We start from the raw sequence: 16,040 nt of genomic DNA on the forward strand, positions 1-16,040 counted from the left end.
TAACTATTGGTATAATTCTGTTCTATATTATTTTTCTTTCTTTATTTTAACAATGCCCAGGTTTACACCAGTAATGGTGGCATCGTCTTCATCGGTGTTGCTAAATTCAATGATCTTGTCTTTACGTTTATCAACAGCGGCAATTACCACATTGAACACATCGCCCAGGCTGCGTATTTTATGCTTCTTTACAGGTGTTACTGCTTTTATTGCAGCTGTTTGTTCTGGCAGTACCGTTGGTTTTATACTTGCAAAAACGGGCTTTTGATCAATAACCGGTTTAGCTATTATTTTAGTAGCCGTATCAGGCACAACCGGTTTTGCCATATCTTCATTCACATTAGCAGAAGCTAAAACGGGCTGCTCGTTTTGCTTTAAAGCTGCACTGTTGTTATTCTGAACACTTTGTACGGGCTCGTGTGCTTTATGAATCCTTGTAGTTGCTAAAACGTTAACCTGTGCTGTAACTACCGCCGGCGTGTTTTTGTTTGGCTGAGCAATTACCGGCGTAGCCAGGATAGGGTTCACAATAGGGTTTGCCTTAATGGGCACAACCGATTTAGCTACGCTATTATCTTTATGTTTAATTACAACGGCTTCCTTCGGCATAAACAAAAGCCCGGCAGTTACTACCAACACGGCAGCCGCTGCAACGCTTAGGTATGGCAACCATACCCTTTTGCGTTTGCGGGCATCTAAGGTTTCGGTGATGCCGTTCCAAACTCCTGCAGATGGCTCTATTTCGTAGTCATCCAATGCCGACTGAAATAGCTTGTCCAGGTCCTTATCCTGCATATCCATAACTTTTGCCCTCCATTTTAGCAATTTGTTCTTTTAATATTGTTCTTGCTCTTGATAGCTGCGATTTTGATGCTCCCTCGCTTATGCCCATTATTTCGGCAATTTCCTTGTGCGCGTATCCTTCTAAAGCGTATAAGTTAAACACCATACGGTACCCTGGCGATAGTTGTTGAATAAGCCCCATCAAAACCTTGGCATCCATATTGGCGGCTGCTATTGGATTTACAGATGGCTCGGCACCGGCTTCGTCCATATCAACAACCTGCATCATTTTATGATGTTTGCGGTAATACTCAATTGAACTATGCACCATAATGCGGCGCACCCAGCCTTCAAATGAGCCATCGCCCCGGTAGTCGGCAATTTTACTGAATAACTTGATGAACCCATTTTGCAACATGTCTTCGGCCTCCATCCTATCGGTAGCGTAGCGCATGCACACCCCCAGCATTTTGCCGGCAAGTTGTTTGTATAGCAACTCTTGTGCCTTGCGTTCGCCCTCCCTGCAGCGATCAACCAGTTGTTCAAGTGTATATTTAGGTTCCAAAAACATCATTTATAAGCAAGATGGCAAATGATTGCTAATGGTTGCATGCGATGTGAAATAATTATTAAAGTAAGGAAATATAGCAGCAAAGTAGCTATTTGCTATCAAGTTTGAAATATTGTATTTTTGATTGGGATCAAAAGCTGAACAAATATGGAATTAGTTCTTAAATCAAACAATGAGCAAAGCATCGCTAAGATCATAGCGTTAGCTAAAAAGCTTGATGTTATTGTTGAGCAAAAAAATGCAGATCCGGATATCGCTACTAAGCAAACCCTTAAGGAACGCATTTTAAACTTCAAAGCGGGGGGGGCTGCTTCATTTGGAGATGCCTCATCCTGGCAAAAAGAGCAGCGCGAGGACCGTGATCTTCCAACGGTTTAATAATGGCATTTTTGATTGATAGTAATATCATTATTTACTCTTATTCAAATGAGTATCAATATCTGCGGGATATAATTACTGATGAATTATCTAATATCTCTGAAATTTCGAGAGTGGAGGTTTTAGGATACTATGCTTTAAAGGCAGATGAGCGAAAATACTTTAATGATATTTTCAATTTCGTGCCTGTTATACTTCCTTCCCAGGAAATCTTCAATAAGGCGGTAGAAGTTAGGGCTTCATATAATTTAAAGCTTGGGGATAGTATTATTGCGGCAACCGCGTTAACCCGCGATCTTATTTTATATACAAGGAACGTAAGCGATTTTAATAAAATTGCCGGGCTAAAAATGGTCAATCCTATAAAGTAAGCTATCTTTATTTACAATGAAGAAATTAACATCCGCAATAACACTCCTGTTGTTTTGCCTGCGTGCTTTTGCACAAATTACAACTACCGAAAGTTATACGCTGCTTAAACCCGACCGTGTTTTTGATGGCGAACAAATGCACGCCGGTTGGTGGGTATTGGTTAAGGGTAACCGCATAGAAGCCGCGGGTGAGCCTTCATCTATAAAACCACTTGATAATGTAAAAGAGATCAACCTTGCAGGCAATACATTAATGCCGGGACTGATAGAAGGCCACTCGCACCTGTTTTTACACCCTTACAACGAAACTACGTGGAACGATCAGGTGCAAACCGAAAGCAGGGCCGAACGCACTGCCCGGGCCGTTAACCATGCCCGCGAAACGCTTATGGCTGGTTTTACTACCGTGCGCGATTTGGGTACCGAGGGAGCGGCTTACGATGATGTTGGTTTGAAACAAGCCATCAACAAAGGCGTAATTCCCGGCCCAAGAATGCTGGTGGCAACACGGGCCATTGTGGCAACCGGCAGTTATGGCCCTAAAAGCAACGTGGCCGAAGCCGACATTATTAAAGGTGGCGAAGAGGCCGATGGCATAGATGGCATTACCAAGGCTGTACGCTCGCAAATTGGGCATGGTGCCGACGTAGTGAAAATATATGTGGATTATCGCTGGGGGGTAAATGACACCCCGGAACCCACTTTTACCGAGGATGAATTGAAAACAGCGGTACTGGTAGCCAAAAGCAGCGGCCGCACGGTGGCTGTACATTCATCTACCACTGAAGGAATGCGCCGGGCAATTGCAGCGGGTGTTACTACTATTGAGCATGGCGATGGTGGCACGCCAGAATTATTTAAGCTGATGAAAGAAAAAGGCATAGCCCTTTGCCCTACCATTAACGCCACCGAATCGATAGCAGGCTATAAAGGCTGGAAAAAAGGCATCGACCCGGAGCCTGCCGGAGTTAAGCAAAAGCACTACATTTTTACCGAAGCTATTAAAGCCGGTGTAACCATTTGCATGGGCGGCGATGTTGGTGTATTTGCCCATGGCGATAACGCCCGGGAAATGATCCTGATGGCCGAATACGGCATGAAGCCGATAGATGTACTTCGTTCCGCTACATCTGTAAACGCGGCCGTGTTTGGATTAAAGACCCTTGGAAATATCAAACCAGGTTATCTTGCAGATTTGGTTGCCGTAACAGGTAACCCTGTGAATGATATAACAGCTTTGAAAAAAGTGCAACTGGTAATAAAAGACGGTGTGGTTGTAAGGCAATAAACTGCAATTTTATTACTTATCTAAAATTCTGCATTAAAAAACATTAACCATTGTTTTATTATTTTATTTACAACTATAAAATTATCAATAATACGCAACTAAATCCGCAATAGCCCGTACAACTATAAGTAACCTGCAATTATGAGATATGGAGCACTCCGCATTGTTATTTTATATGTAATTGTAAGCCTGCTTTGGATAACCTTTAGCGACCGCCTGCTTTATTATTTCGATAGTTATTTTAGCCACCAGCAAGTGCTGCTCATCAGCTCATGTAAGGGGTACTTATTTGTACTTGTAACCGGCATATTTTTATATTATTTCATCAAATCTGACGACCGCCTGCTAAAAAATAGCGAATTACAGTATCGCAATATGTACGAGTCGAACCCCAATCCGATGTGGATTTATGATGCGGAAACTTTAAAAATTGCATCTGTAAATGATGCTGCCATAGCCTCATACGGGTTTAGCAAAGATGAATTTTTGTCGAAAACTATTTTAGATATCCGGCCCGCCGAAGACGCGCAAAAGGTTATCGCATCGTCAAAACATCTTTCAAATGATTTAAACCGCAGCGGTGCCTGGCGCCATTTAAAAAAAGATGGTACACTTATTTATGTGATTATAACATCGCACAAAATCATCTTTAACAACCAGCCTCATGTACTCATCATGGCCCGGGATATGACCGACCAGGTATTGTTTGAGAAAAAACTGGAACAGGTGAACCTTGATCTTGAAAAAGAACGCGGTAAGTTAAAAGAGACGCAATTAATTTCAAAAATTGGAGGCTGGGAGTTTTTGCCGGCTGTCAATAAGCTAACCTGGTCTGAAGAGGTTTATCGGATTACGGGAATAGCCCCGGATGATTCGCGCCCTGCCTTTGATATTTACCTGGAGCACATTTACCCGCAAGACAGAGAACGAATGATTAAGGGGTTGCATGAATTGGTAACCACCGGCAAACAGCTCGACGTTACGCATCGTATTATAGGTATAGACGGTGACACCCGCTACATCAGGCAATTGGCCAGGATAGATAAACATTCTACAAGCGAGGTTACTGTTATAGGGTCTATGCAGGATATAACCGAACTTAAAATGATGGAGGCTGAACGAAACAAATATCAGTTTAGCCTTGAAAGTACGCTTAATAATATAAGCGATGCCTTTTTCTCGTTAGATAACGAAATGAACATTACCAGCTTTAACCCTTTATTTGAACAAATCTCGGGTTGGCAAGGCCGTCAAATTACCGGGAAAAGCATCTTTGATCTTTTCCCTATTCAACAAAATGCCTTATACCCTTTTTACCAAAAGGCCCTACGCGAGCGTATTATTGTTAAAGCCGAAGAGTACTCGCCTATATTAAAAAAATGGATTAGATTGGCTGCCTACCCCACCGATGATGGCGTGGCTGTTTATTTTGCTGACATCAGCGAAAGTAAGGCTAAAGACATTCAGCTGAAAGAAGCTGTTGAGCGATATGAACTGGTTGCCCGGGCTACCAAGGATGTTATTTATGATTGGGATATGGTAAATGACCATATTATTTATAACACCAGCATTAGTCAGCTAATTGATGTACAACGGGTAGGGCATACATTACAATGGTGGCGTTCGCTTATCCACCCCGATGATGTGGCAGAAGTAGTTGCCAGCCAGCAAAAAATACGCAGCGAGGGTAAAACCAACTGGGAATGTGAATACCGGGTAAACACCGGCAATGGCGAATACAAGTATGTTGTTGACCAGGGCTATTTTGTATTTGATGCGCAAAAGCAACCTGTAAGGTTGATAGGCGCTATAAAAGATATTGACGATCTCAAACGCAGCAATCAGGAAAACAAGCGCCTGGCTGATATTATTACCCGTGTGAATAATATGATTGTTGTTACTGATGCTAATAACCAGGTGCGATGGGTAAACCGGGCATTTACCGATTTAACCGGCTATACGCCAGATGAGGTATCCCGTAAATTGCCTGCTGAGTTTTTATGCGGCACAGATGATGGCGGCCGGCAAATTAATGATATGATAAGCAGGCAAGGCCAACGTGAAGCGTTTGCTACCGATTTGGTGATTTGCACCAAACAAAAAGTAAAAGTTTACATTAGCGCCGAGCTAACTCCGGCTTACGACGAACAAAATCAATATATTGGATATGTGGCTGTTTATCAAAACATTACATCGCGCCGCGAAAAGGAGGAAGAAATAAAACGCCAAAATGAGTTTTTACGCGAAGTAGCGTGGCTAAGCTCGCACGAAATTAGGCGACCGGTGGCTACTATGCTGGGCCTCATGAATTTGTTAGATTTAGCTCAAACTGAAGAAGAACGTCAGGAGATTTTTCCAAAACTAAGCGAAAGTGTAAACCAAATGGACGATATTGTACACCTTATACACAAAAAAATTGATAACGCAGTAATGTTGTAAGATTTGGTAGTAAAAGGAGTTGGCAGCCAGATTATTTCCATAGCCCATAATTGCCAGCCAGCATTGTATCGCTGTGCCACAATGTGACAAAAAAAGATCAGAAGATGCGCGCCATAATAAAAAATCCCCTCTGTTTGTTAACAAAAAAGAGGGGATTATAGTATCGATGTTTTTTTTAACATCTTGTAATTTTATATCGGGCTTAGCCGTTTATCCAGCTGAATTTATACTCCAGCATTGGGTTTTTCATACGGTCGGCAACGCGTAGCAGGCGGGTTGGTAAGTTCATGATGTAATCACGGGCTTTTTCGCCGGTTTCGTTTAAATCAGTAACGCTTTCAATGTGCCAGTCTTCAATCAGTTCTTTCAGGATATCTACATAGTCAATAGCCGTGTAGATGCCTAAACGCTGGGCGGCATCGGTAAAGTGGCCAAAGGTTTGGCCTATTTTTAAACCTACTTCGCGCAGAAAGTGGGCCGGCATTACAATTTTTTTGCGCATCATATCCTCAAAGGCTATCATGGCCTCATTCGGGTCAACTTCAAATATCTTTTCAATGAAATATTTGTACGCTTTGGCGTGACGGGCTTCGTCGCCGGCAATTACGCCGCACATTTTTGATAACAGGGTATCGCCGTCTTTTTTAGCCTGCGATGCCACACGCCTGTGCGATACATTGGTTGCTAATTCCTGGAAAGATGTGTAGATAAAGTTGCGATACGGATCGGTACCGGTACCAATATCAAAGCCATCGGCAATCAGGTACTGGGTAGATACCTCCATCATGCGCATATTAACACGACCGGATAGGTAAAGGTATTTGTTTAGCAAATCGCCGTGGCGGTTTTCTTCGGCGGTCCAGTGGCGGGTCCATTTCATCCAGCCACCATCTTCGTTTTTGCTTACACCATCAACCATGGTTAACCATGATTCATAGGTAGGCAACGCTTCTTCGGTAATGGTATCGCCAATTAGTACGGCAATCAGGTCATAGCTTAAACCTCCGGCACTTTCCTGCAGTTCTTTAATCTCCTGGAAAAAAGAATCTCTTGACGAATCGGGCAAAAAGTCTGATGGTTGCCAAATGCTGTCAACCGGCTTCAAAAAATCATACATCTTTTCGAGCATGAATTTTTCAATGTGCCCCATTACTTCTCGTCGTTTTTCTACAAAAAATTCCATATAACCGTATTATTGAGCAAAGGTAACATTTAAAGCACAATAAAGTTACATCATTTTATGGGATTATAACCTATTGCGTCTTGCATACACGTTGGTAAATTAAGTATAGAAGGAGGGCCCGCGAATATGGAGAACGAACTGTTGTAATCCCACATCATTCCAGGAATGTTTAATCGCTTTAACGCCGCCCTCACCGCTTTGATATACCGGCAGCGGCTATCCAAATCGGCGTACTTATTGTACACCCCATACTCGCCGCAAATAATGGGAACCGCGTATTTATTGCCCCAGTTTTTAACTATCTGCAATTTATCGTTCACAGAGCGTTCATTGCCATCTTTTGGGTATAAATTATAGTGCGATTCGCCCGGTGTTCCCTTTGCATTGGGATTGAGGGCTGGAAAATTTTCCGCACTATAAGGAAATGTTACCCCGGTTGTTGCAACCTGGTTGCCAATCCAGGCCGCTCCCTGGTGCGTAAAAAAGAAAGGTTCATAAAAGTGAAAGGTATAAATGATGTTTTCATCTGCAAGCCTTACAAAGCGGCTTAGTTCATAAATGCTGTTATAGTTTGATGCGCCTATAATATAGGTGCGGGTTTTATCAACTTTACGTAAGGCTGTTACTATGTTGTAAGCGGCATCTTTCCACACATCGGGGTTCATGTGGGGAGGCTCGTTGTATAACTCAAATAACAGATCGTCGGCGCTAACACTGGCGTATCTTTTTGTTATGTTAAGCCATATATTGATAATTTTAGCTGTTTGGGCGGTATAATTAGTATCATTTAAATTACCATTGTGTAAATCCAAAACTAATTTAAATCCGTATTTACGGCTTTGCTTAACCACTTTATCAATGTAGATGAATAATTGCGCCGTTGGTATTTGCCCGTTTTCAAAATACGCGAAGGCTATTGGCAGCCTGAGACTTTTATATCCCAGCTTTTTTAGCAGCTTAAAATCGGCGTCTTTTATAGCGCCCTGGCCAAGCGGTGCCTTGTTCCACGTTTGCTCAAGCCATGAAAAACTAACCCCGTTATCCAAACTTTTTGCGCGTTTAAACGCTAATACACGTGGCTGGGCTTGTTTTGGACTGCTTTTTGCAACAGGGAAATTTATTGTTAAGAATAATAATGTTAACAAAAAGTTTAAAAGCTGCGTAAAACGGATAGTTTTGCTTTTTGCAGCACAGCTAATAACCTTGATAATTAACACAGGCCTTAATTTTAATTTATAATTCTAAGATAACGAATAATGTTTGTTCAAATTACCAAAGAAGAATTAATAAAAGAGACCTCAAAAAAAGCGTGGTTCCAGACTAATAATATTGTTTTTACCATTGTTTTCCTGTACCCTCTTTTTGCTATTGTTGATTACATCTATGCACAAGACATCTGGATTCAGCTCATCATTGTACGTATCATCACCTGCTTAATTATTTATGGGTTACACAGTTTTATTCAATACAAAAAATATGACTACCGAATATTGCTGCATGTAGCCATGCTGTTGTTATCCGTTACATCGGCTTTACTTTGTAATATTGTAAACGTACAAAGCCTAAATGTTTACTATTCCATTTTCGCCACCATTATTTTATTTTTTAACCTGCTGGTATTTTGGGAACCTATTAACTCCATTATACAGTTTTTATTAGCCATTTTGCTGCTTGCTATATTTTTTAACGCGCAGCATGAGTACAACCTGGATATTGTGATTAACAATGGCGGTCAGCTGTTTTTTATCATAGCTGCCATATCATGTCTTATACCTAACACACGCTATAAGGTAATGCAGCGCGATGTACGCTCGCAAATCCTCATCGAAAAATCAAACGATCAGCTAAAGCAACAGAATACCGCTATCAACGAGAAGAATAACCTTATTGATATGCAATATGAGCAATTGCGAAAGCTTGATGGGCAAAAGAATAGCTTTATTAACATTGCCGGGCACGATTTGAAGAACCTGATAGGTTCTGTTGTGATGAGCAACAACATGATCAAGGAGGAAGAGTATCGCTTAAGTAATGATCAGAAGGAGTTTGTGGGCTACATTGCCGAATCGGCCGAAAAAATGCAGTACATGCTTAATAAGCTGATGGATGTTAAAGAGATCGAATCGCCGGAAATGAAATTCAACATCGAAATTTTTGATGTAAACATTGAGGTGATGCATGTGTTTAAAGGCTTGTATGAAACAGCGCTGATGAAAAACATTCACCTTGTTGATAACGTTTTAAAACTACCGCTTAACGTAAGGCTCGATAAGGTGTTTACCGGTCAGGTATTTCAAAATCTTTTATCAAACGCTATAAAATTTTCCCAAACCAATAATACATTAAAAGTGGTAACCAGCCTTCAGCGCCAGCACTTTGTTTTTGAAATTATTGACGAGGGTATTGCTATAGGGCAAAGCGAGTTAGATATGATGTTTAACAAGCTTAAAACCTTAAACGATACATCGGGCGTTGGCGAAAGCAGGTTAGGCCTTGGCTTATCCATAGCCAAATTAATGACCCAGGAAATGGGCGGCGAGCTAACCTATCGCAGCGATGAAAACGGTAATTATTTCAGAGTAGAATTTTACGTTATAAATTAATTATTTACAACCAGATGAATAAATTTCTTTCCTTATTAGCTTTTGTATTTCTACTGAGTACAGCATCTAAAGCACAAAACATTGTAACCTTTAAAGCGCTGGGACATGATGATGATATGATATATGGAATGAGCGGTGCTAATTCATTTTATTTTAAAATCACTCCGCTTACCGAAATGAATGGCAGCAAGGTGGTTTTATACTTTGAGCCATCGCAGGCTTTATTGAAAGAGCGCTCTTATATCAATGTGGTTATAAATAATAAACCTGCTTACAGCGGCAGGATGACTAAGGATTCTATACAGCGTATAGCGCTTAATTTAACCAGGGCCGATCTTTCAAACGATAAATTCCTGAAAATACAGATCAAAACCCTGCTTACTATTACCGATGATGTGTGCCGCGATCTGGATAACCCGGCAATGTGGCTGAAGGTTAAAAATTATTCATACCTGTCGCTCATTCGTAGTAATAAAAACTTTTTTGATAACGTAAATATCAGCAACTGCTTTGATTCAAAAAAAGCGATAGTTTATCCGTCAAATCCAACGTTAAAAGATCTTAAGGCGGTAGCCTGGGCTTATTCGCGCCTTAAAAAAACCCAAACGCGCGATATCATGGTTTATGACGAAGCTCATTTACCAGATAGCATACGCAACTACATTAAAGTTGGTACCATAAATGAATTACCTGCCGCCAGCCGCGACCTGGTAAAAATTACTCCGCAAGCAGGTCAGGGTTTATTTTATCTAAACAAATCAATCGTTACCGTAGTTGATACCAATACGCGTATGGTAGAAACCAACGGTGTATTAAGCGCGGTAAAAACAGCTACGCAGGAAACCATTCCGCAAGAGATTTTATTTATAACCGGTGGCGATGATGCCGGTTATGAAAAAGCCATTACCGCTTTAGGTAACATGAACATACTTAACTCAAGCTATGGCGATTACCTGCTGATTGAAAAAGCACAAAATACTTTTTCAAAAACCATTGATGAAAACCGCTCAAAATTATCACTGAAACAAATAGGTGGTGTAAGCGACTTCTTATCGGGCATTGGCTCATTGAAAAGCTCCTATAGTTTCAAAAACAGCGATTTTAGTTTTACCCCAAAAGAAGTTGAAATTCGTTTTGTGGCTAACTACAGCGCTTTAAACCCAGGGGACCGTGGTTTCTTTAACATTTACCTGAATGGCTTGTTGATCAGCAGCGAAAAGCTGGATGGGACCGGTAAATTAAATACAGCCATCACCATTAACCGTTACCAGCACCATAAATACAATACCCTGGAGGCCGAATTTAGGTTTTACCCAACCAGTGGTCACTGTAAAGACAGCTTTACCAACTTTTTTGCCGAAGTTGATGTAGATAAATCATACCTGGAATCAAAAAACCCTTTTGTGACCAGCGATCTGAGCTTTTACCAATACCCTGAAGCATTTAACACCGGTACTACCCGCATAGTGGTAACCAAAGATTACGCTAAATATGCAGCCGGTGCTATGGGCGAGATTATTTATGAGTTAAACAACAACATCAACGCCAACAACTTCCCCGAGTTTGTTTACTCTGACGCTATCCCAACTACCGATCTTAAAAAATTCAATATCATTGCCCTGTTATCAAAAGATGATCAGTTGCTTAAACAGTTCCAGGATGCGCCTATCAACTTTGAAAGAGATTTCAGGCTGTACAGAACGGATAACAACACGCCGGTATACTCATTGTCAGATACGGTGTCGGCCGGCCTGGCGCAAATTTTTTATGGCCGCAGCAATAATGCCACACTGGTAATTACCGCGACCGGTAAACATGTGGGTGAAGCGTTTTTAGCCGCGTCGAAATCAATTACCGAACAGCTTTCCACCCTATCAAGCAACGTTTGTATCTCTGATGTTAACTCAAACAAATACCTGTTTAACATCAATAAATCGAGCGAAAACCTGGAGTACATTGATACCAAAAGTGGTTTAACCCGTTTTTGGGATAGCTACAATCTTTACATACTGTTAGGTATATTGATATTGATACTGTTATCATTCCTGTACGTTCGTTCAAGGGTTCAAAAATCACAGGATCTGTTTAACGATTAAAATTTAGTAGTAAGTATCAAGTAGTAAGATTTTTAAAATCAGGCTACCTGTTTGATACTTACTACCTACTACTTGATACTTACTACCAATAAAGTAACTTACATTATATATAATGAGTATTTCAATTCCTGAACTTTTGGTTAATGACGGATTTATCACACCAGGCGATCAGGTAAAGATTAAAAGTTTTTCAGAAAAATCGGGAATGGCGTATGTTAAGATCGCGCTTAACTTTGGCTATATCTCCCGTAAAAATTATGAACGCTCATTAAGCAACGCAGGTTACCATTTTGCACAAATAAGGGCAGAGGAATTTGACCCCGAGATTTTAAAGCAGGTTGAACTTAAGTTTGCCAACGATCACCTGGCTCTGCCCCTCAGGGTAGAGAACAACAGGGTGGTAACCTTAATGGCCGACCCTACCGACCAGCTTTTTATAGACTTTATCAGGTTTACCTATGATATGGAACCGGATATCATCATTGCTTATGATTTAGATATCACCTGGCTAAGTCACAAGTTGCTTGGTGAAAAGTATGTTAAAGCATCGGTTTATGAGCTTTTACGCCGCGATCCCAAGAGTTCGGCGTCAATAACTTTTACCCCTCCGCAGCTTATCGTTATTTTTAGTTTGCTGGCTATTATAGCTATCGGGATGGTATTAAGCTTTAAAAATACATCCATTATCCTTAACGTAATCATCAGTTTATTTTTCCTGGTGGCTATTATATTTAAACTGTTTTTGGCACTGGTGGGTTCTCGGTTTGAGCTGCACCAGGCGGTAAGTAAGGAGGAAGTACGCGCCGTTGTTAACGACGAATTGCCGCCGTACACCATCCTTTTACCTGTATACAAAGAAGATAAGCTTATTAAAAAACTTATCTGGAACTTGCAGAGTTTAGATTATCCGCGCGAATTGCTGGATATTAAACTACTCATTGAGGAAGATGATGACAAAACGTTACAAGCGGTACAAAACCTTGACTTCCCCGCTGTTTTTGAGGTAATTGTGGTGCCGTTCCATATGCCTAAAACCAAACCGAAGGCTTGTAACTATGGTTTACACTTTTCAAGAGGAACATTTTTAACCATTTACGATGCCGAGGATATTCCGGATACAGATCAGCTTAAAAAAGTAGTAACGCTGTTTAGCAAACTGCCAGAGCACTACATTTGTATTCAAAGTGCGTTAAATTACTTTAACCGTAATGAAAACTTTTTAACACGTATGTTTACCCTGGAGTATTCATACTGGTTTGATTATATGCTGCCGGGGCTGGATACCCTGGATATCCCTATCCCCCTGGGTGGTACCAGTAACCACTTTAAAATGGATGCCCTGGTTGAACTTGGTGCCTGGGACCCGTTTAACGTAACCGAAGATGCCGATCTTGGCGTACGCGCCTATGCCAAGGGGTATAAAGTGGCCATTGTAAATTCAACCACCTATGAAGAGGCCAACAATGAACCTTTTAACTGGATACGGCAACGTTCAAGATGGATTAAAGGATATATGCAAACCTGGCTGGTACATATGCGCAATCCCGTAACCTTGTGGCGTAAAGTAGGCTGGAAAGGCTTTTTAGGCTTTAACTTTTTTATCGGTGCCACATCAGCAACATTTTTGGTGTACCCTTTACTGCTCACCATATTTATTTGTTACGTTGTATTTGATTTTTCAACTATCCGGTCGTTATTTCCGGATTGGGTTTTATTTATGGCGATATTTAACCTTATGGTGGGTAACATCCTGATGATTTACGTAAACATGATGGCTGTGTTTAAACGTCGCTATTTTGAGCTGATATTGTTTGCCATTGCCAACCCGGTTTATTGGTTAATGCACTCGGCGGCCGCTTATATGGGATTGTATCAGCTTATTACCAATCCGTTTTACTGGGAGAAAACCAATCATGGTTTAAGTAAAGTTAATAACCCTACAAACGTTGTTAAATAAAAATGAGGATTTCAAAAAGTCAATACCTGTTTATAATAACCGCGATGCTTGCCGTTTACTATATTGTAATGGGCGTGTATTTAAACCATTTGGGGTATTATAACAGGGAATCTATCTTTTACATTGAAAAAACCAAGATCATTTTTGAAGGTGTTGGTAACCGCATTAAGGTAATGGGCCTTACAGCGCCCCTTTTGCCTTTTTACTGCTCCATTATTTTTAGCTCTATCAGTACCTACCTGGCGCCTGTAATTGCATCTGCCCTGGGTACGGCCGCCTTGTTTTATATCATAGCTACGGCCATGAGCAGCCGTATTAAAAACGACGATTTTTACCTGCACCTGGTTATCCTGATGTTCTTTTTTCACCCGGGCATTGTTTATACAGCAACATCGGGTAAGGCCATTTACCTGGTACTTATATTTTTCTTCCTGTTCTTTTTTAACCTGCTTAAGTTTTACCGCTCCAATACAACGTTTCACGTTTCGCTGGCCAGTATGTCGTTGGTTACGCTTATTTTTTGCGATTATAAATTCATCTGGCTTACCCTGTTCTTTGTACCCCTGGTACTGGCAATTACGCTACAAAGCTTAAACCTGGGCGAAAAGGAATCTATTTTCAGGTTATTTTTAAGTTTTAACAGCCCTTCATTGCGGCGTAAACTAATCAGTAAAACGTTTGCCATTTATGTTATCCTGTTTATATTGCCTATAGCCTCTATCGTTTGCTATAAGTTGCTCAACCTAACCCACGCCAATGATCTTAACTATTTCATAGAAAGCCCGTATGCCACCTGGACAGTGTTGGTTGATAAGCTCAATTACGATATGACCACCGCGGCTACCAATTATCAATTGCCCGAGCTTTCGGTACTGATATCGGCAAGAGTAGTTTATTTTTGTCCGCTTATTTTGGTAGCCATATACCTGTTTCGCGAAAGTACCTACCAGGCTTTAACCATTTTAACACCATTTGCTTTTATTGAGTTTTTGCACATTGAGTATGATAAGCTTTATCTTACTTATGAGTATTACCTGGCGTTCCTCGTCCTGGCATTGCTGTGTTTAATATTTAAAGCGCAAACCGTTAAAAACCAACGGGTGTTTAAAGTTATAGTAACGCTTGTGGTGCTGGCGCAGTTTTATACCGGGTTTGATTTTTTGCGCAATTCGCTTATTCCGGAAGAAAGGAGTTATATGACTACCCTGCTTAACCGGACCCCCAATACAGATCAGCATGAAAGTATGGAAATGGCCGATTATATCAACAGCCTGCCTAAAAACTCCCATGTGCTGATGGATGATGCTGTAGCTTACCCCATTGCTGCTTTTACCAATGATATTAAGGAGTTAACCCTGCCATACCAGGAACTGTTTTTGAGCGGGATAGAAACGCCCTATAAATATGACGACTATGTACTGATCGCCACAGCCAAGAATCCTTTTACAGGGTATACACAGCTTAATAACCGGTATATTCCACTCATCCGTGTGGTAAACAGCGGTGTAAACTACAAACGTGTTTACGAAACAGATAACTGGGTGCTATATAAAATCATCAGCATACAGTAACACCAAATTTGAACTTTAACTATTAACTGTTCTATAACTAAATGTAACCTGCCCCTGTGGCAGGTTTTTTCATTTTAGAGAGGAAGGCTGCTATGGCGAAGATTCATTGGCCAATTTTGGGAGGCTATGCCTTAAGAGGTTTTGTTCCTTTACACATTGTTGCTAAATTTAGCCTTACAATAAATTATACCATGCCCAATCAGCAAGAGCAACCCACATCTACTAATGAAATAAAAGAATCTGCCGGCCCTAATACAGCCATGGAAGCCTTGCTGAGGGCAACTGCCGCCAATGATCACCGGTTAAGTGATATGGCCGATAATAAGGCGCAGATATTGATCACTGTAAATTCCATCATCATTTCGGCCATTATCAGTTTGGTCTTAAGGAATTTAAAGGAAGATCCCTTTTTGGTGCTGCCGTCGTACATCCTGCTTTCTGTAAGCCTGCTTACCATGATCCTGGCCATATTGGCTACCCGCCCCAGTATTCCCAAGGGGCGTTTTACGCCGCAGGATATACAGCGAAAGAGTGTAAACCTGCTCTTTTTTGGTAATTTTTACAGCATGAAACTGGAAGAATACGCTGCCGGCATGAAAGCTATTCTTACAGACGATGAGTTTTTATATGATAGCCTGATTAAGGATGTGTACTCACAGGGGGTAGTACTTGGCCGCAAGTACCGCCTTTTAAGGGCCGCCTACAATATTTTTATGGTTGGACTTATAGTTGCCATCATTACGTTCATCGGCTCGTCTATGCGGCACAATAACTCGCCGTTGATTAGCTACAGATTTTGA

Annotated in this window: 13 protein-coding genes; 9 read left to right on the plus strand and 4 right to left on the minus strand. The window is 41.1% G+C overall.

Going from position 1 to position 16,040, the window contains the following annotated elements; all coding sequences use genetic code 11:
• Positions 1–27: 27 nt before the first annotated feature.
• Both QWZ17_RS11520 and QWZ17_RS11525 read right to left on the minus strand, forming a co-directional pair.
• A complete protein-coding gene (locus QWZ17_RS11520) occupies positions 28–801 on the minus strand; it encodes a hypothetical protein (protein ID WP_290305358.1) in 774 nt (257 codons plus the stop codon).
• Entirely contained in the window at positions 785–1,354 is a 570-nt protein-coding gene (locus QWZ17_RS11525) for an RNA polymerase sigma factor (protein ID WP_290305779.1), read from the minus strand. The genes QWZ17_RS11520 and QWZ17_RS11525 overlap by 17 nt, the downstream gene beginning before the upstream one ends.
• Before the next feature lie 147 nt (positions 1,355–1,501).
• On the opposite strand from QWZ17_RS11525, the gene QWZ17_RS11530 reads away from it, so the two are divergent.
• The 4 genes from QWZ17_RS11530 to QWZ17_RS11545 all read left to right on the plus strand — a co-directional run bounded on the left by QWZ17_RS11530 (position 1,502) and on the right by QWZ17_RS11545 (position 5,830).
• Entirely contained in the window at positions 1,502–1,732 is a 231-nt protein-coding gene (locus QWZ17_RS11530; RefSeq protein WP_290305359.1) for a hypothetical protein, read from the plus strand.
• 2 nt (positions 1,733–1,734) lie between these two features.
• Positions 1,735–2,103, plus strand: a complete 369-nt coding sequence (locus QWZ17_RS11535) for a type II toxin-antitoxin system VapC family toxin (RefSeq protein ID WP_290305360.1) — start codon at positions 1,735–1,737, stop codon at positions 2,101–2,103.
• 16 nt (positions 2,104–2,119) lie between these two features.
• Complete coding sequence (locus QWZ17_RS11540; protein WP_290305361.1) at positions 2,120–3,391, plus strand: metal-dependent hydrolase family protein; 1,272 nt, start codon at positions 2,120–2,122, stop codon at positions 3,389–3,391.
• A 141-nt stretch (positions 3,392–3,532) separates the two neighbouring features.
• Positions 3,533–5,830, plus strand: a complete 2,298-nt coding sequence (locus tag QWZ17_RS11545) for a PAS domain S-box protein (RefSeq protein WP_290305362.1) — start codon at positions 3,533–3,535, stop codon at positions 5,828–5,830.
• A gap of 202 nt (positions 5,831–6,032) precedes the next feature.
• Here the strand turns inward: QWZ17_RS11545 and QWZ17_RS11550 are convergent, their stop codons facing one another.
• Positions 6,033–7,013, minus strand: a complete 981-nt coding sequence (locus tag QWZ17_RS11550; protein ID WP_290305363.1) for an acyl-ACP desaturase — start codon at positions 7,011–7,013, stop codon at positions 6,033–6,035.
• 50 nt (positions 7,014–7,063) lie between these two features.
• Entirely contained in the window at positions 7,064–8,158 is a 1,095-nt protein-coding gene (locus QWZ17_RS11555; RefSeq protein WP_290305364.1) for a glycoside hydrolase family 5 protein, read from the minus strand.
• Positions 8,159–8,269: 111 nt separating this feature from the next.
• Here QWZ17_RS11555 and QWZ17_RS11560 point away from each other — a divergent pair, with 111 nt between their 5' ends.
• From QWZ17_RS11560 to QWZ17_RS11580, 5 genes are all read left to right on the plus strand, one after another.
• The gene (locus QWZ17_RS11560) at positions 8,270–9,616 is read left to right on the plus strand and encodes a sensor histidine kinase (RefSeq protein WP_290305365.1); all 1,347 of its coding nucleotides are present in this window, start codon (positions 8,270–8,272) and stop codon (positions 9,614–9,616) included.
• Between the two features lie 14 nt (positions 9,617–9,630).
• The gene (locus QWZ17_RS11565; protein ID WP_290305366.1) at positions 9,631–11,712 is read left to right on the plus strand and encodes a cellulose biosynthesis cyclic di-GMP-binding regulatory protein BcsB; all 2,082 of its coding nucleotides are present in this window, start codon (positions 9,631–9,633) and stop codon (positions 11,710–11,712) included.
• Between the two features lie 112 nt (positions 11,713–11,824).
• The gene (locus QWZ17_RS11570) at positions 11,825–13,669 is read left to right on the plus strand and encodes a glycosyltransferase (protein WP_290305367.1); all 1,845 of its coding nucleotides are present in this window, start codon (positions 11,825–11,827) and stop codon (positions 13,667–13,669) included.
• A 2-nt stretch (positions 13,670–13,671) separates the two neighbouring features.
• Positions 13,672–15,240 (plus strand): hypothetical protein, encoded by a 1,569-nt coding sequence (locus QWZ17_RS11575; RefSeq protein WP_290305368.1) that lies wholly within the window; start codon positions 13,672–13,674, stop codon positions 15,238–15,240.
• A 191-nt stretch (positions 15,241–15,431) separates the two neighbouring features.
• A complete protein-coding gene (locus QWZ17_RS11580; protein WP_290305369.1) occupies positions 15,432–16,040 on the plus strand; it encodes a Pycsar system effector family protein in 609 nt (202 codons plus the stop codon).

It is taken from the genome of Mucilaginibacter flavus (assembly GCF_030409315.1).
GTDB classification, from domain to species: domain Bacteria; phylum Bacteroidota; class Bacteroidia; order Sphingobacteriales; family Sphingobacteriaceae; genus Mucilaginibacter; species Mucilaginibacter flavus.